Genomic DNA, 16,243 nt, shown 5'->3' with positions numbered 1-16,243 from the left:
CCGCCTGCAATCATCGGGGGCAATTACCCAAACCATAATTCTATCGCGCTGCTCTGTGATAACGGAGCGTCTAAAAGCGAAACACGCAATAGTTTTGCCGTCCCGCTGAGGCAGCGCCGCATTGTCCGCGATTCGGGTTTTAGTCCGCCCGGTATGCTTTAATCTCATAAAAAGCTTTTGACATACATCAAAAAATATTGCACTGTATGCACTAGTTCTAGTAAAATGTATCCAATATTGCTACTATATGTAGTGGTTTACAGATTTATCGATATCCGCCGCCACCCCCTTCAGCCATGGGGAAGGAGCCGCTTTCCCGTATAGATGAGGAGAATCCGACATGCAGCTTGCAACAGACCACATGAACCGTCCGGCAGTAGCGGGGCACGAGCTTTCTTCAGCCCTTCCCGCCCAGGACACCCGGTATTCCCAATACAAGATCATTCGCCGCAATGGTTCGGTGGTCGGGTTCGAGCCGGCCAAGATTTCCATTGCTATGACAAAAGCATTCATCGCCGTCAATGGCGGCCAAGGTGCGGCTTCGGCCAGGGTACGAGAATTGGTGGCGCGACTGACCGATGACGTAGTCAATGCATTGATACGCCGCCAGCCTTCAGGCGGGACTTTCCATATCGAGGACATTCAGGATCAGGTGGAACTCGCATTGATGCGTTCTGGAGAGCATGATGTGGCGCGCGCTTACGTGCTCTACCGCGAGGATCGCGCGCGGAAGCGGGCGAGACAGAAAGAAATGGGCGTGGTCGAAGCGCCAGCCAGCATTCTGAATGTAATGGAGAACGGCGTCAGGATTCCGCTGGATACGGCGCGCCTGCTGACGCTGATCGAAACTTCCTGCTCAGGCCTGGGCGAAGTGGTAAACCCGGCGCTGATACTGAAAGCCACCTTGAAGGACTTGTACGACGGCGTTCCACTGGAAGAGGTAAGAAAATCGCTGGTGCTGTCGGCACGCGCGTTAATTGAAAAAGACCCTGCCTACAGCTATGTCACTGCGCGGTTGTTGTTGCATTCCCTCCGTTTCGAAGTGCTGGGCGAAGAAGTCTTGCACCAGGAAATGCCCGGTCGCTATGCAGAGTATTTTCCTGACTTTATCAAGCGCGGCATCGATGCCGAGTTGCTGGATGAACGTCTGGCGCAGTTTGACCTGCCGCGTTTGGCCAAAGCACTGGATGCCGGCCGCGACCTCCAATTCGGCTACGTGGGTTTGCAAACTTTGTATGATCGCTATTTTCTGCATATACGGGGCAGTCGTATCGAGTTGCCGCAGGCATTTTTCATGCGCGTGGCAATGGGACTTGCCCTGAACGAAATTGACCGCGAGGGACGCGCATTGGAGTTCTACCACGTGCTCTCGAATTTCGATTTCATGAGCTCCACTCCAACCCTGTTTAATTCAGGGACCCGCCGTTCGCAATTGTCTTCATGCTACCTCACCACTGTGCCGGATAACCTCGATGGCATTTACGAGGCAATCAAGGAAAATGCCCTGCTCGCCAAATATGCCGGGGGACTGGGTAATGATTGGACACCGGTACGGGCGATGGGCTCGCACATCAAGGGTACAAACGGCAAGTCACAAGGCGTAGTGCCTTTCCTCAAAGTGGTCTCCGATACCGCGGTGGCGGTAAACCAGGGCGGCAAGCGCAAAGGCGCGGTTTGCGCCTACCTGGAATCGTGGCACCTGGATGTCGAGGAGTTTCTGGATTTACGCAAAAATACCGGGGATGACCGCCGCCGCACCCATGACATGAATACCGCCAACTGGGTTCCCGACCTGTTCATGAAGCGCGTCATGGAAGGGGGTGAGTGGACGCTTTTTTCGCCCTCCGACGTGCCCGACCTGCATGAAAAATTCGGCAAACCGTTTGAGCAGGCTTATCTCGCCTACGAGGAGAAGGTCGCGCGCGGCGAGCTCAGCCTGTACAAGAAAATTCCCGCGCAACAGTTATGGCGCAAAATGCTCAGCATGTTATTTGAAACCGGCCATCCATGGATCACTTTCAAGGATGCCTGCAATATTCGCTCGCCGCAAAGCCACATCGGTGTAGTGCATAGCTCCAATCTCTGTACCGAGATAACCCTCAATACCAATGATCACGAAATCGCCGTATGCAACCTGGGGTCGGTCAATCTGTCGGCACATATTGCCGACGGCGAGCTCGATGCCGTCAAGCTCAAGCGCACTATCGGTACCGCCATGCGCATGCTGGACAATGTGATCGATATCAATTTCTACGCCGTCGCGAAGGCGCGGAATGCGAACCTCAAGCATCGTCCGGTGGGACTAGGCATCATGGGCTTCCAGGATTGCCTGCATATGCTGCGCATTCCCTACGCCTCGAATGAGGCGGTGGAATTTGCCGATCATACAATGGAAGCGGTTGCCTACCACGCCTACTGGGCCTCCACCGAGTTGGCCGAAGAGCGCGGGCGTTATGCTTCCTATCGCGGCAGCCTGTGGGATCGGGGGATTCTGCCTCAGGATACGCTGGATCTTTTGCGCGAGGAGCGCGGCGGTTACATCGAGGTAGACAGGTCGGCCACACTTGGATGGGATGCGCTGCGCGAACGCATAAGAGAACATGGCATGCGCAATTCCAACTGCCTGGCAATTGCCCCAACCGCAACCATTTCCAATATTATCGGTGTATCGGCCAGCATCGAGCCTGCCTTCAAGAACCTTTACGTCAAGTCCAATCTATCGGGCGAGTTCACCATGGCGAATGAATTCCTGGTAAACGACCTGAAAAAACTGGGACTCTGGGACGAAGTCATGATTTCGGACCTGAAGTATTTCGATGGTGCCCTTGGCCAGATAGACCGGGTACCGGCCGATATTCGCAGGCTATATACCACCGCCTTCGAGTTCGATCCACAGTGGTTGATCGAGGCGGCGGCGCGACGGCAGAAGTGGATCGACCAGGCACAATCGCTCAATATCTATATGGCGGGTGTATCCGGGAAAAAACTGGATGAGACCTATAAACTGGCTTGGCTGCGCGGCTTGAAAACCACCTATTATTTGCGCTCCCTGGGCGCGACTTCAGCGGAAAAATCCACGGGCAGAGCAGGCTCCCTGAACGCGGTGCCCATAGAAGGAAACATGCCAGTGAGCGTGACGGCAACTGACGTGAGTTATTGTGGCATCGATGATCCCGAGTGCGAGTCATGCCAATAATAATTGGCAGGAATTGGAAAATAAAAGGAGAAGGATATGCTGACATTTGAGGACGACACAGTGCAATCGGGAATGCCACGAATAAATGGTGCATCGAGCGACGCAAAAGTGCTGGCTGCATCCAGGCTGAGCCTGCAAGATGCTGGTTCAAATGGGATTGAAGCGCAGAATGGCGAAAATATTGGCAGGCCTGCCGCCGATATAAATCGGCGCCTGTCGGTCGAAGACAAGCGCATCATCAATTGCAAGGCGGATGTCAATCAACTGGTGCCGTTCAAGTACAAGTGGGCATGGGAGAAGTATCTTTCCGCCTGCGCCAACCATTGGATGCCGCAGGAAATCAACATGAGCGCAGACATCGCCTTATGGAAAGACCCCAATGGACTGACCGAGGATGAACGTCGCCTGATCAAACGGAACCTGGGTTTTTTTGTTACCGCTGATTCGCTGGCTGCCAACAATATCGTACTCGGCACCTACCGCCACATCACCAACCCGGAATGCCGCCAGTATCTGTTGCGCCAGGCATTTGAAGAAGCGATCCATACGCATGCTTATCAGTATATTGTCGAATCGTTGGGTCTGGACGAGGGGGAGATTTTCAACGCCTATCATGAAGTGGCGTCAATTCGGGAAAAAGACGAGTTTCTGATTCCATTCATCGACACACTCACTGATCCGGCATTCGAGACCGGCACACCTGAAGCCGATCAGAAGTTGTTGAGGAGCCTGATCGTATTCGCCTGCATCATGGAAGGGCTGTTCTTTTACGTGGGTTTCGTACAAATTCTGGCGCTCGGCAGGAATAGTAAGATGACGGGTGCAGCGGAACAGTATCAATATATTCTGCGGGACGAATCCATGCACTGCAATTTCGGCATAGATGTCGTTAATCAGGTCAAAATGGAAAATCCGCATTTATGGACCAAAGCGTTCCGTGATGAAATCAGCGCGCTCATGCAGAAAGCGGTGGAACTGGAGTACCGTTATGCAGAGGATACATTGCCGCGTGGTGTCCTGGGATTGAATGCGCCGATGTTCAAGGAATACTTGCGCTATATCGCCAATCGCCGCTGCCAGCAGATCGGTCTGGATATTCTCTATCCGGGCGCCAGCAATCCTTTTCCCTGGATGTCGGAAATGATCGACCTGAAAAAGGAAAAAAACTTTTTTGAAACCCGCGTTACAGAATACCAGACCGGGGGCGCGCTAAACTGGGACTGAATTGAGAAAACCGATCAGTATGCTTGATTCACAGTACTACCGGTAATACTGTGAATCTACGTGTAGCGGTAGGTGTAGTATGTGTGACATGCTGTAAACCCTGAGTAATCTTACCTGGAGGTTGAAATGGCGACTACCAAGAAATCCCCGGCAAAGAAACCTGCCGTGACGAAATCCGCGACTGTGAAAAAGCCCGCAACCAGCAAAAAAGCGCCAACCAAAAAAACAACAGCAGCGGAGGAACCAGCCGAGAAGGCCGGGAGCAAAAACGCTGCTTCAATCAAGAAACCTGTAGCAAAAGCGACCGCTTCCACAACGACCTCGGCCAAGCAAGAAAAAAAAGAAAAAACGGCAGCCCCAAAACCGGTTAAAAAAGCGTCCAAGAAAGCGGTCGAGGAACCAGCAGAGAAAAAGACCGAGAAAAAAGCCAAGAAAAAGGCCGAAAAAAAGGCTGAAAAGAAACCTTCCGACTCAGCCAGCAAGTCGGCAGTAAAGAAAGATACCTCGGACAAGACAGCCTCTCCAGGCAAAAAAGCCAGCGCGAAAAAATCCGAAGGGAAGACGGCTTCGACTAAAACCAGGACGGAGAAAAAGACGAAGAAAGCAACCGGCAAAAAAAAAGCGGCTAAATCAGCTAAAGCCAACAGCCCAGCTTCAAGCTGGCCATTTCCTCTTTCAAGATCAAACTCCTGAGCCTAGGGTTGGCATTGCGGATCAGGCTGCTACCGGAGAAGTGATAAGCCGGTCCGGCAACCATAGATATAAACGCTTGCCTTCTCTTTTTAATAATTCTCACAATTGAAACACCGAAAACGGGTTGCTCTTTCTGTCGATCGAAAGCGGCTTCCTCTTCCAATACGTGCGGCCGCGCAACCAAACCATCAATAATCATTGTCTTTTCTCTGCATGGATTATTTACACTGGTAAAATTTTGCAGACGAGGTTAAGATTAAAGCCAGTTCAACCTGTAAATCCTAGTGGAGGTAGTCATGGGTTATAAAATTCCACCAGCGTCACGCGATTACGACACCAAGCGTATTGTCGAACGTCCCGATGGTTTTTATTGGCATGATGAGAAGGAGAGCGACAAGATTTTCGGTCCGTTTCCGACACTACTCGAAGCCAAGCAGGATATGGAATACAACGCGGAATCCGATTATGAACCTGGGGAAACTCTGGAGCAGGCGGAGGAAGAGATTGGAATATCCGACTGGATTGATCCTGAAACCGGCCAGCCTGGTGAAGTTTCATTCCGTCTTGAAAATTGATCAGTGCGGTTTTGGTTTTGCAGATTTAATCTGCTGGCCCGGCATGAGCTCGCCGGAGGTCTGGAAACAAACCCATCGCTTCGGCCAGCCTGGGCACTCGTGATGTGGAATCCCGGGAAGGGGCCTGAAAACCAATCTCAACCGCCTGCTGTGCGATTTCACAACACTGCGCTTTATTCTCTGGTACCGAATCGATCGGTAACTCCGGCTTCCGTTCTGGCCACGCATTCAGAACTGCCTCATCTATCCATCTAGCCGAAGGTCTGCATGAGTTACCGCGAAGAACGCGACAGCATGGGCATGATGCAGGTGCCTGCCAACGCGCTGTGGGGCGCGCAGACGCAACGTTCCCTGCAGAACTTCAGAATTTCCTTCGAACGCATCCCATTTGCACTGCTTCACGCCCTTGCGCTGGTGAAGCGTGCAGCAGCCAGCGTCAATCGCGATTTAGGTCTGCTGGATGCCAATGTCGCCGCTGCCATTACGCAGGCTGCGGATGAGGTAACTTCAGGCCGCCATGATGCGGAATTTCCGCTTGTGGTATGGCAAACGGGCTCCGGTACCCAGACCAACATGAACATGAATGAGGTACTGGCGAACCGTGCTTCCGAATTGCTCGGCGGCGGACGCGGGGTCGAATGCAAAATCCATCCCAACGACGACGTGAACAAGGGCCAATCGTCCAACGACGTGTTTCCTTCGGCGATGCATGTGGCAGCGGTACGTTCGATCGATCAACAATTGATACCCGCCATTGTTGCGCTGAGGCGGACTTTGGCGGACAAGGCGGAGGAATTTTCCGATATTGTCAAAATCGGCCGCACGCATCTGCAGGATGCGACCCCCCTGACGCTGGGGCAGGAGTTCTCGGGTTATGTTTCCCAGTTGGATCACGGACTGGTGCATGTGAACGCATCGCTTCCACATTTGCATGAACTGGCCTTGGGTGGCACTGCGGTGGGAACCGGCCTGAACACCCATCCTGAATTTGCCGTCCGTACAGCAGCGGAATTGGCAAGGCTGACGAATCTGCCGTTTGTCACGGCGCCCAATAAATTTGAGGCGCTCGCCGCTAATGATGCGCTCGTTCATGCCCATGGGGCACTGAAGACGCTGGCGGCGTCATTGATGAAAATCGCAAATGATATCCGTTGGCTCGCTTCCGGCCCTCGTTGTGGTATCGGGGAATTAAAAATCCCCGAAAATGAACCGGGCAGCTCCATTATGCCGGGAAAGGTCAATCCAACTCAATCGGAAGCGATGATCATGATTTGTTGCCAAGTGATGGGTAACGACGTAGCGATTAATTTTGGCGGCTCAATGGGGAATTTTGAGCTGAATGTCATGAAGCCGCTTATCATCCATAACTTCCTGCAAAGCATACGCCTGCTTGCGGACGGCATGACGAGTTTCAACGACCATTGCGCGGCAGGCATATCGGCCAATATCGAACGTATTGATGAGTTGTTGCATAATTCGCTGATGCTTGTGACAGCGCTCACGCCCCACATCGGCTATGATGTCGCAGCAGAAATTGCCAAGAAAGCGCATCGTGAAGATACGACGCTGAGAGAAGCGGCAATTGCCTCGGGTCATGTTACAGCCGAGCAATTTGATGGCTGGATAAGGCCGGAGGATATGATAGGGACAGGCAGGCGGAATTAATTACTGCCCCTGAATTTTCAAGGCGACCAAAATCAGGGCCAGCGCCGGCATGAATGCAAAATCCGGATCTACATCGAAATGTCATGAAATTGCGCGGGATTCCTGAAGTTACGTTTGCTGTGCAGGCTGGCGACTACCGGAATGTTTGCTACGGCAATCTTGCATGAGGCATCAAAGACAGGAGCAGATTTGGCTGCTGGCGAATGAGTTTGATACAGCCATCAACTGCACCGCCTAAGGTCGGTCTTGTGCTGACTGGCGGTGGCGCGCGCGCAGCCTACCAGGTGGGCGTATTGCGAGCCATCGCCGAGATGTTGCCGAAGAGGACACGCAATCCCTTTCCTGTGATTTGCGGTACTTCCGCCGGGGCATTCAATGCCGCAAGTCTCGCAGTTTCTGCCCGGAATTTTCACGAGGGGGTGCGCGATCTGTCTGCGGTGTGGGAGAATGCCCGTGTCAGCCAGGCCTATCGTTCCGATCCCATCGGCGTATATGGAAACGCGGCACGCTGGTTGGCTTCGCTACTGCTCGGTCGCTTAAGAAAGCGTAGCGTAGTCTCTTTGCTGGACAATTCGCCGCTCGCTCAATTACTGGAATACAGCTTGCCGCTTCATGGCATTCAGAGAAGCATCGAAGCAGGTGCTTTGCATGCGCTGGGCATCACCGCATGGGGCTATACTTCCGGCCAGTCGGTTACGTTCTATGAGGGCGTTGACGGTATAGCACCCTGGAAACGGGAACGCCGCATCGGCATATCGGCACGTATCGGGGTTGAGCATCTGATGGCCTCCTCCGCTATTCCTATTCTTTTTCCAGCAATGCGGCTCAATCGCGAATATTTCGGCGATGGGTCCATGCGCCAGCTCGCGCCCATCAGTCCAGCGCTGCATCTGGGCGCGGAACGGGTGCTCGTAATAGGCGTACGCAAGGCTGTCGAAGCGCAACCCGAGCGCGCCACAATCGACAGCTACCCTACTTTGGCGCAGATAGGAGGCCATGTTATGGGCAGCCTTTTTCTCGACAGTCTTTACGTTGACCTTGAGCGCCTGCAGCGTATCAACAATATTATCGGGATGATCCCGGATGAGAATCTGAAAAATAACGGCATGCCGCTACGCCAGATCAAATCGATGGTAATTTCTCCCAGCGTGGAAATCAATAAAATCGCCGAACAGCACGCGCACGCGCTACCGCGTACCGTACGGCTTTTTTTTCGTAACATCGGCGCGATGCGGCGAGACGGCTCGGCACTGCTGAGCTATGTTTTGTTTGAAGAACCCTTTTGCCGTGCACTAATTGAACTGGGATATCAGGACACCGTGCCGCGCAGATCGGAAATTCTTCAATTCATTCACGCTGAGAGCGAGTGAGCGAGACGCTGGTATAATTGCGGTAACGGCCCATTCAAGGAGGACTATATCTTCTTGCCCAAGTTTACGTAGCCACCTAATTTTCAGAGATTATTTATGGACTTCGCCAGTCCGCAATTCTGGGTCGCGGTACTCCAAATCATCGCCATCGATATCGTCCTGGGCGGTGATAATGCGGTCGTCATCGCGCTTGCATGCCGACGATTGCCTGAGAAGCAGCGAAATCTCGGGATTTTTTGGGGGGTACTCGGTGCGATCGGGCTGAGGGTTGTGCTGGTTTTCTTTGCCCTCAATTTGCTGGCGGTTCCATTCCTGAAGATTTTAGCCGCGCTGTTGCTATTATGGATTGGCACCAAGCTGCTTCAACCTGAGCCGCACGACAACGGGCATAAAGTTGATGCCAGCACAACGCTATTTGGGGCGATCAGGACTATCATTATCGCCGACGCGGTGATGAGCCTCGATAACGTCATTGCAATTGCCGGCGCAGCCAAGGACAGTATCGGCCTGGTTGTTTTCGGGTTGCTGGTGAGCGTGCCCATCATTGTTATGGGTAGCAAGCTGGTGATGAAGCTGATGGATCGTTTTCCTGTCACCATCGCCATTGGTGCCGGCTTGCTGGGGTGGATCGCGGGAGACATGAGCATTACCGACGCGGTCAGCAAGGAATGGGTGAATACGAACGCGGCTTATCTGCACTGGCTTGCCCCCGCTTGTGGCGCATTGCTGGTTGTGGTAACCGGTAAATGGCTTGCGGCGCGAGCCCAGGCAAAAAGTGCGGCCGTTGTGGATCTGGTGGATGATGTGAACAAACCGCTATAGTTGCCGCTAGAAGCCTGTCGGGCCTGAAGAATGGCAGCGAAAAAGTGATCGGGTGAGGGCAGATTTTGAGAATTTTGAAGGCCAATAGTTATTCTATTGGTCGAAAAAGCAGCGAAATATGAACCAGCCAGACGCTGTTGCAGGCGATTTCATTTAAGTCCGAGGCTGCTGGATAACCGTCGTTTTGGTGGAGAGAACATATGTTGAAATTCTTGTTACCGGTGGATGGTTCGGACGCTTCTGATAGAGCAATTGCTGAATTTATCACCCTTATTGATTGGTACAAGGAAAAACCGGAAATCCATTTGTTAAACGTGCAATTCCCACAGCGCGGGAATGTACCTCTGTTTATAGACAAGGAGAGTATTGAACTGTATCAGCAGGAAGAAGGGATGAAAGAGCTGCGGGCAGCACGTGAATTACTGGATCGCGCGGGCATCGGCTACAAGCTTCATATCACGGTAGGAACTCCGCCGGATATGATTTTGCGTTATGCGAAGGAATTAAACTGCAATCAAATCATCATCGGGCCGCGGGGATTGGGGGCGGTCAAGGGGATCTTGCTGGGTTCGGTAGCCAGCAAGGTTATTCAACTATCAACAATACCAGTGCTACTTATTAAATGACGAATGGGATGAAAAGCACTGGATATGGCACGAGTTCTAACCAAAGGAGCTTTATCAGGATGGCGCTGGATCGGAAGGGCTTGACCTTGATCGAATTGATGATGGTGTTCGCGATTACTGGCATTTTAGTAACCGTAGCGATCCCGCCTGCATATCTGCTTTATCAGGATTCCCAGGCTCGGGCTCAAGTTACTGAAGCGGTTGATCTTCTGGATAGCGTAAAGGCACCTGTTTCCGCGTTTTATTCGGATAACGGTAGATGGCCTACAAAATCGGAGTTCGATACTCTTGTGAAAACACAGGCCGGAAAGTATGTCGCAGGCCTAACGTCTGCGACCCTGGCTTCCGGATTTCAGGTAACGGCAACATTTAAAAATAATGGGGTGAGCCCTGAGCTCTTGAAGGATAATGTGGGCAGAACGCTGGTTTTAGCAACCACCGATGGCGTAAAATGGATTTGCAACGACAACACTCACCCCGCTGCCGGCGTGCCCGGGCTGACAGCAGGGAGCGTACTACCTCAGCATCGTCCCCCATCTTGCAAATAGCGCCCAGGTAAATATTAACCTGGCGCATGGACGCTATTCGATTACGGGATATCGGTGGGCTATAAAATGATGTTGATTCTTATGCGAATGGTTAATCGGTACGATAGCAGGTGAGCTACCGCAGCTCGGCAATGGACCCTCTCCGTAAAGGGGGATGTGGATTATCCGAAATCGCTGAATTCGTGATGGGCAATTGACCGCGACGACCTAAAGCTTATAATCTTCAAGTACTCCCGCTAAACAGGATAACAGGATTGAAATCCTGTTGCAGCTCAGCTTATTGTATGTATCCCCCAGCGCTATGCCCGCTCGAATATTTTTATAGCAGGACAAGATAACCGGAAAGAATATATGAATGAAGGTAACGACACTATTGCACCGTATGACCAGATAGCAGCATACTTTAATCAAGTCCCCATGTGGCCCCTGGTTCTGCTGGCTGCCGCGACCGTTGTTGCGGGGATTTATGAACTATATTACCGGAAACGCCGGAATGAGGCCGCCGAGGAATTCCGTTCAGCAATTCTGCATACCCTTTCCGGCCTGTATCCCGAGCCTGTCAACTGGCCTAAAAGCATAGATACTTATCTTTGCGCCAGATTACCGGTAATGCAGGAAATTATTGATGACTTTAAGCCCAATATCCGCCAGGAGGAGATACCAGCGTACAACAGGGATTGGGAAAACTACTGCCAGTTTTGCCGGTCCGAGGTGACCGACGAGAAATGTACCGCAGCGGAGAGAGACAATCAGGGGCCGAACCCAAAAAAAACTTTTCACACGCTTGTTTCCAAACTCTTGCGTTATGGGAAGTGAGCTCTCGATAAGACCTTGTACGTACCAGCCAGAGAAATTCCAAACACGACGTGTGTCACCACTGTGATCCAGTCGCGCGCCTCTGAAAACCAAGGGAAAATGGCCGTCACGCCATACATGTTTACTGTATATATCATCAACCCGTAGATAGAACCCGCGAGCAGGGAAAGCATCATTCCGATGCGGGAAAGCAAAAGGGCCAGAATCAGGCTGTAAACAATGGAAATCGCAAAGTGAATAACGGTCGCGATTATCATCACTTTCCAGTCGAGCGTGGCCGGGGGCGGTAGAACGCCTTGCCCCAGGAGGATAGCCGCGGTGAAACGCGCATCTCTATAAAAGATGCCCGGCAACGCATCCGTGAACACCAGCCACAGGGAAATCTGGGCTCCCGTCGCAACCACTCCCGCGACAATGCCGGAACTGATCGCCGGCCTCCAGTTCAACGGCATACGTCGCAAAAAAAAATCAGGCTTTTACCGCTCATATCCTCGCTCACATCCTTCGAACTCCCATTATTTATGTCATACGCCCAACTGAAATCTCCGGGGCTTGCGCCCCCCATTGGAAGACAAATGCCGGGGGAGACGCTGCTGCTGATGGGGCGGGTTCATGGGTCGGCGCAGCTTCGATTTCTTCAAAACGTACTACTGAAAACGAATTCGTTCTACAATGATAGCAAAGCCGCTTTGTAGGCACAGGCGCGAAATGCCGGCGGATAATAATTATATTGTTATCCGAATACTCGTGAAAAATGAACCTGGCTGCAACTAAACGGGAAAGCCGGCAGTCCCTGGATCAGGTGCTGGCAAATTCAGACTCTAGAGATATCTCATAGCAGGATGCAATCAGCCTATCCATGCAAAGCGTCAACTTGACCCATCATTTTTTGATCGCCATGCCCGCCTTGGCAGACCCCTTCTTTTCCAAGACGCTAACATATATCTGTGAACATAGTGATCAGGGCGCCTTGGGCCTGGTGGTTAATCGGCCCATTGACCTTACTCTTAAGGACCTGCTGGATCAATTGGATATTTCTTCCGATGATCAGGCTGTAGGAGGGTTGCCAATCATGTTTGGCGGACCGATACAACTGGATCGCGGCTTCGTACTGCATCAACCTGTCGGTGACTGGCAATCCACAATGGTAGTACATGATAAGGTTGGGCTCACCACCTCACTGGATATTTTACGAGCGATAGCAAGCGGAGAAAGCCCAAAAGAATTACTCGTTGCATTGGGGTATTCGGGATGGGCGCCGGGGCAGATAGAGCATGAATTATCCCAGAATACATGGCTCACCGTGCCCGCGTCACCAAATATCATCTTCGAGTTGCCGGCTGAGGAGCGTTTGACGGCGGCGATGCGTCTGCTTGGCGTCGATTTATCAAGCCTTTCGGATGAAGTGGGGCATTCTTAATAACAGCATTCTATTCATCGGCAATGCTCCACGACGGCAAGCGGGCTTGTCCGGCGACTCCCGACCATGAATATTGAAACCCACCTTATTGGGACGATTTTGGCTTTTGATTTTGGCGAGAGGCGCATCGGTGTGGCGGTGGGTAATCTTGAGCTGGCTTTAGCGCATCCGCTTGCTACCGTAAGCAACAAGAATACAGCGGAATGCTTTGAAAGCATCGCTCAGCTAATTAATGAGTGGCATCCAGCGCTGTTGGCAGTGGGTTTGCCAACTCATGCAGATGGTTCGGAACATGAATTCACCCGGCGGAGCCGTCGTTTCGCGCGCCGCCTTGAAGGCCGTTTTGGCATCAGGACGGTACTGGTAGATGAGCGCTATACTTCAATTGAGGCCGGCGCAGCGCTGCGGGAAGCAGGTGTAAATAAAAAGAAGCAAAAACCGCTATTGGATCAGATAGCCGCTCAGCTGATATTGCAAACCTATTTTGATGGACGAAATGCAATTACCTAATGCAGAACAATTGCTGGCCGAGCTCACCGGAAGAATACGGCCCGATGTCGAAACAACCACCGCGCTTGTCGGAATCCACACGGGAGGGGTATGGCTGTCGCAACGGCTGCACCAGGATTTGAAGCTTTCGCTTCCCTTGGGTGCGCTGGATGTTTCGTTCTATCGGGACGACTTTGACCAGATTGGCCTACATCCTCAGGTTAAGCCCTCAGACATTCCATTCAAGGTGGAAGGCAGTCATATAATTTTAATAGATGACGTGCTCTATACCGGGCGCACCATACGCGCCGCTATCAATGAATTATTTGATTATGGCAGACCAGCAAGCGTCCGCCTCGCTGCCTTAGTAGACCGGGGAGGTAGAGAGCTCCCCATCGTCGCCCAGTATGTTGGAGCAACGCTTGACTTGCCTTCGGATAAAATGCTCGCGCTCGAAAAATCCGACAACGGAAAATTGAGCCTGAGCCTGTACGACAAACGCCGGGATAATGAATAACCCGTGAATAATCCGCAACTGAACAAGAACGGCGAATTGCAGCACCTGCTTACCACTGAGGGATTGTCCGCCGCTATTCTGCTGAATATCCTCGATACCGCCGAGTCTTTCGTCGGGGTTACGGAGCGCGATGTCAAGAAAGTGCCCTTGCTACGCGGTAAATCCATATTCAATTTATTCTTCGAACCCAGTACACGCACTCGCACTACCTTTGAAATCGCGGCCAAACGCTTGTCTGCCGATGTCGTCAATCTCAACATTGCCGTTTCCTCGCAATCCAAAGGTGAAACGCTGCTGGATACGGTGAATAATCTCTCCGCGATGCACGCAGACATGTTCGTGGTGCGGCACTCGCAAAGCGGAGCGGCGCACCTGATCGCCCGCCATGTCCGGCCCGAGATTCATGTCATCAATGCCGGAGACGGCCGACACGCGCATCCTACACAGGGGTTGCTCGATGTATTCACCATTCGCCGTTACAAACCCGATTTTCGCAATCTTCGAGTAGCGATAGTCGGCGATATTTTGCACTCGCGCGTTGCGCGCTCTCAAATTCATGCGCTTACGACACTAGGTGTGCCGGAAGTACGGGTCATTGCACCAAAAACCCTGCTCCCTTCAAAGGTTGAACGTCTCGGCGTACATGTTTATCACGAAATGGAGCACGGGCTAAAAGATGTAGACGTGCTGATGATGTTGCGCCTGCAAAGCGAGCGCATGCTGAGTGCCCGTCTCCCCAGCACTGAAGAATACTTCAAGTATTATGGACTCACTCAAGAGAGGCTGGCGCTGGCCAAGCGTGATGCTATTGTTTTACACCCCGGCCCGATGAATCGGGGCGTCGAAATTGACTCCGCAGTTGCCGACGGCAAGCAATCGGTAATTCTGCCGCAAGTGACATTCGGCATCGCAGTACGGATGGCGGTAATGTCGATTTTGGCAGGCAATTGAAAGAGATGAAAAAGATCATCAGGAGCGGTCGTATCATAGACCCGAGGAGCGGAACTGACGCTATCATGGACGTGTTCATTGCGGCAGGCAAAATCGTCGGCCTGGGTGAAAGCCCGCATGGTTTTCATGCCAACCGGGAAATAGATGCCAGCAACATGATAGTGTGCCCCGGCCTGGTGGATTTATCGGCCAGATTGCGCGAGCCGGGTTTCGAATATAAAGCCACCCTCGAATCCGAAATGGCTGCAGCGGTAGCCGGAGGTATCACCAGCCTGGCCTGCCCTCCCGATACTGATCCCGTACTGGATGAACCGGGGTTGGTGGAAATGCTGAAGCATCGCGCCAGAAGTCTCAATCAGGCTCATGTTTATCCTGTCGGAGCACTTACTCAAGGTTTGAAAGGTGAACGGCTGACGGAAATGGCTGAATTACGTGATGCCGGATGCGTCGCTTTCGGCCAGTCGAATATGCCGCTTCCGAACATACGTGTGATGATGCAAGCCATGCAATATGCTTCTACCTTCGGCTTCGTGGTTTGGCTCCGTCCCCAGGACATGAATCTTGCCGACGGTGGCGTGGCGCATGACGGCGAAGTGGCGACGCGATTGGGCTTGCCCCCGGTTCCTGTTTGCGCGGAAACCGTAGCGTTGGCGAATATTATTTTGATGACGAGGGAAACGGGCGCCAGGGTTCATCTATGCCGTATCTCCAGCGCGGAAGGCGTCGCCATGATTCGCGCGGCCCGGCAGCAAGGCCTGCCCATTACCTGCGATGTATCGGCTAACCATATACATCTTTCCGAAATGGATATCGGTTTCTTCAATTCGAATTGTCATCTCATTCCACCGCTACGGGCTTTAGGAGATCGTGACGCGCTACGAGCCGGCCTTCTCGACGGCACGATAGATGCGATATGTTCGGATCACGCGCCAGTGGATGAAGATCACAAATTGCTACCTTTCGCCGAGGCCGAGGCCGGCGCCACAGGCATGGAATTGCTGTTGCCGCTGGCTTTGAAATGGGGGGCTGAAAAAAAAGCTCCTCTGGCCCAGGTGTTGGCGAAAATCACCGCGGAACCCGCCCGTATACTGGGTGTGGAAGCCGGTTACCTGTCTCTTGGCGCTACCGCCGATTTGTGCATTTTCGACCCCGAACAATACTGGAAGGTAGAAGCAACTGCGCTGAAAAGCCAGGGAAAGAACACCCCATTTCTCGGTATGGAACTGCCAGGCAGAGTAAAATACACCCTGATCAACGGTAACATCGTGCACGAAGGTTGAGGTTTGAAAGTTGCGCCACAACCATGCGTTGTCATTTTCGTATCTCTGCAA

16 protein-coding genes are annotated in these 16,243 nt (G+C 52.4%); 15 read left to right on the top strand and 1 reads right to left on the bottom strand.

The features are described from left to right. Positions 1-340: 340 nt before the first annotated feature. The 10 genes from BUA28_RS09210 (at position 341) to BUA28_RS09160 (ending at position 11,535) form a co-directional block, all read left to right on the top strand. Entirely contained in the window at positions 341-3,196 is a 2,856-nt protein-coding gene (locus BUA28_RS09210; RefSeq protein WP_072767824.1) for a ribonucleoside-diphosphate reductase subunit alpha, read from the top strand. 36 nt (positions 3,197-3,232) lie between these two features. After that, the gene (locus tag BUA28_RS09205) at positions 3,233-4,420 is read left to right on the top strand and encodes a ribonucleotide-diphosphate reductase subunit beta (protein ID WP_072767823.1); all 1,188 of its coding nucleotides are present in this window, start codon (positions 3,233-3,235) and stop codon (positions 4,418-4,420) included. Between the two features lie 126 nt (positions 4,421-4,546). Continuing rightward, entirely contained in the window at positions 4,547-5,113 is a 567-nt protein-coding gene (locus BUA28_RS15915) for a histone (protein ID WP_178297987.1), read from the top strand. Between the two features lie 296 nt (positions 5,114-5,409). Further along, positions 5,410-5,688 carry a hypothetical protein gene (locus tag BUA28_RS09190; RefSeq protein ID WP_072767821.1) on the top strand — a complete coding sequence of 93 codons (279 nt, stop codon included), beginning with the start codon at positions 5,410-5,412 and terminating at the stop codon, positions 5,686-5,688. Between the two features lie 267 nt (positions 5,689-5,955). Continuing rightward, complete coding sequence (gene fumC, locus BUA28_RS09185) at positions 5,956-7,353, top strand: class II fumarate hydratase (RefSeq protein WP_072767820.1); 1,398 nt, start codon at positions 5,956-5,958, stop codon at positions 7,351-7,353. Between the two features lie 203 nt (positions 7,354-7,556). Further along, entirely contained in the window at positions 7,557-8,723 is a 1,167-nt protein-coding gene (locus BUA28_RS09180; protein ID WP_072767819.1) for a patatin-like phospholipase family protein, read from the top strand. 96 nt (positions 8,724-8,819) lie between these two features. After that, positions 8,820-9,545: a TerC family protein gene (locus BUA28_RS09175; protein WP_072767818.1), complete on the top strand. Its 726-nt coding sequence runs from the start codon at positions 8,820-8,822 to the stop codon at positions 9,543-9,545. Between the two features lie 200 nt (positions 9,546-9,745). Continuing rightward, positions 9,746-10,171: a universal stress protein gene (locus BUA28_RS09170; protein WP_072767817.1), complete on the top strand. Its 426-nt coding sequence runs from the start codon at positions 9,746-9,748 to the stop codon at positions 10,169-10,171. Positions 10,172-10,230: 59 nt separating this feature from the next. Beyond that, entirely contained in the window at positions 10,231-10,719 is a 489-nt protein-coding gene (locus BUA28_RS09165; protein ID WP_072767816.1) for a pilin, read from the top strand. A 351-nt stretch (positions 10,720-11,070) separates the two neighbouring features. Continuing rightward, the gene (locus BUA28_RS09160; protein ID WP_072767815.1) at positions 11,071-11,535 is read left to right on the top strand and encodes a hypothetical protein; all 465 of its coding nucleotides are present in this window, start codon (positions 11,071-11,073) and stop codon (positions 11,533-11,535) included. Here the strand turns inward: BUA28_RS09160 and BUA28_RS09155 are convergent. Beyond that, a complete protein-coding gene (locus BUA28_RS09155) occupies positions 11,523-11,987 on the bottom strand; it encodes a sodium:proline symporter (RefSeq protein ID WP_072767814.1) in 465 nt (154 codons plus the stop codon). The two genes, BUA28_RS09160 and BUA28_RS09155, sit on opposite strands and share 13 nt — an antisense overlap. Before the next feature lie 407 nt (positions 11,988-12,394). On the opposite strand from BUA28_RS09155, the gene BUA28_RS09150 reads away from it, so the two are divergent. From BUA28_RS09150 to BUA28_RS09130, 5 genes are all read left to right on the top strand, one after another. Beyond that, positions 12,395-12,955: a YqgE/AlgH family protein gene (locus BUA28_RS09150; protein WP_072767813.1), complete on the top strand. Its 561-nt coding sequence runs from the start codon at positions 12,395-12,397 to the stop codon at positions 12,953-12,955. Positions 12,956-13,021: 66 nt separating this feature from the next. Next, on the top strand, positions 13,022-13,465 hold the full coding sequence (gene ruvX / locus BUA28_RS09145) for a Holliday junction resolvase RuvX (RefSeq protein WP_072767812.1): 444 nt from the start codon (positions 13,022-13,024) through the stop codon (positions 13,463-13,465). Beyond that, entirely contained in the window at positions 13,452-13,961 is a 510-nt protein-coding gene (gene pyrR / locus BUA28_RS09140) for a bifunctional pyr operon transcriptional regulator/uracil phosphoribosyltransferase PyrR (RefSeq protein WP_072767857.1), read from the top strand. Before ruvX ends, pyrR begins: the two co-directional genes overlap by 14 nt. A gap of 3 nt (positions 13,962-13,964) precedes the next feature. Beyond that, entirely contained in the window at positions 13,965-14,912 is a 948-nt protein-coding gene (locus tag BUA28_RS09135; RefSeq protein ID WP_072767811.1) for an aspartate carbamoyltransferase catalytic subunit, read from the top strand. A gap of 5 nt (positions 14,913-14,917) precedes the next feature. Next, a complete protein-coding gene (locus BUA28_RS09130) occupies positions 14,918-16,192 on the top strand; it encodes a dihydroorotase (protein WP_072767810.1) in 1,275 nt (424 codons plus the stop codon). Positions 16,193-16,243 lie beyond the last annotated feature (51 nt).

It is taken from the genome of Nitrosospira sp. Nsp11 (assembly GCF_900142705.1).
GTDB lineage: Bacteria > Pseudomonadota > Gammaproteobacteria > Burkholderiales > Nitrosomonadaceae > Nitrosospira.
This window is presented reverse-complemented; position numbering and strand designations above follow the sequence as displayed.

Coding starts and splice junctions, on each gene's coding strand:
- BUA28_RS09210 (WP_072767824.1), top strand. CDS start 341: ATGCAGCTTGCAACAGACCACATGAACCGTCCGGCAGTAGCGGGGCAC.
- BUA28_RS09205 (WP_072767823.1), top strand. CDS start 3,233: ATGCTGACATTTGAGGACGACACAGTGCAATCGGGAATGCCACGAATA.
- BUA28_RS15915 (WP_178297987.1), top strand. CDS start 4,547: ATGGCGACTACCAAGAAATCCCCGGCAAAGAAACCTGCCGTGACGAAA.
- BUA28_RS09190 (WP_072767821.1), top strand. CDS start 5,410: ATGGGTTATAAAATTCCACCAGCGTCACGCGATTACGACACCAAGCGT.
- fumC (WP_072767820.1), top strand. CDS start 5,956: ATGAGTTACCGCGAAGAACGCGACAGCATGGGCATGATGCAGGTGCCT.
- BUA28_RS09180 (WP_072767819.1), top strand. CDS start 7,557: ATGAGTTTGATACAGCCATCAACTGCACCGCCTAAGGTCGGTCTTGTG.
- BUA28_RS09175 (WP_072767818.1), top strand. CDS start 8,820: ATGGACTTCGCCAGTCCGCAATTCTGGGTCGCGGTACTCCAAATCATC.
- BUA28_RS09170 (WP_072767817.1), top strand. CDS start 9,746: ATGTTGAAATTCTTGTTACCGGTGGATGGTTCGGACGCTTCTGATAGA.
- BUA28_RS09165 (WP_072767816.1), top strand. CDS start 10,231: ATGGCGCTGGATCGGAAGGGCTTGACCTTGATCGAATTGATGATGGTG.
- BUA28_RS09160 (WP_072767815.1), top strand. CDS start 11,071: ATGAATGAAGGTAACGACACTATTGCACCGTATGACCAGATAGCAGCA.
- BUA28_RS09155 (WP_072767814.1), bottom strand. CDS start 11,987: ATGCCGTTGAACTGGAGGCCGGCGATCAGTTCCGGCATTGTCGCGGGA.
- BUA28_RS09150 (WP_072767813.1), top strand. CDS start 12,395: ATGCAAAGCGTCAACTTGACCCATCATTTTTTGATCGCCATGCCCGCC.
- ruvX (WP_072767812.1), top strand. CDS start 13,022: ATGAATATTGAAACCCACCTTATTGGGACGATTTTGGCTTTTGATTTT.
- pyrR (WP_072767857.1), top strand. CDS start 13,452: ATGCAATTACCTAATGCAGAACAATTGCTGGCCGAGCTCACCGGAAGA.
- BUA28_RS09130 (WP_072767810.1), top strand. CDS start 14,918: ATGAAAAAGATCATCAGGAGCGGTCGTATCATAGACCCGAGGAGCGGA.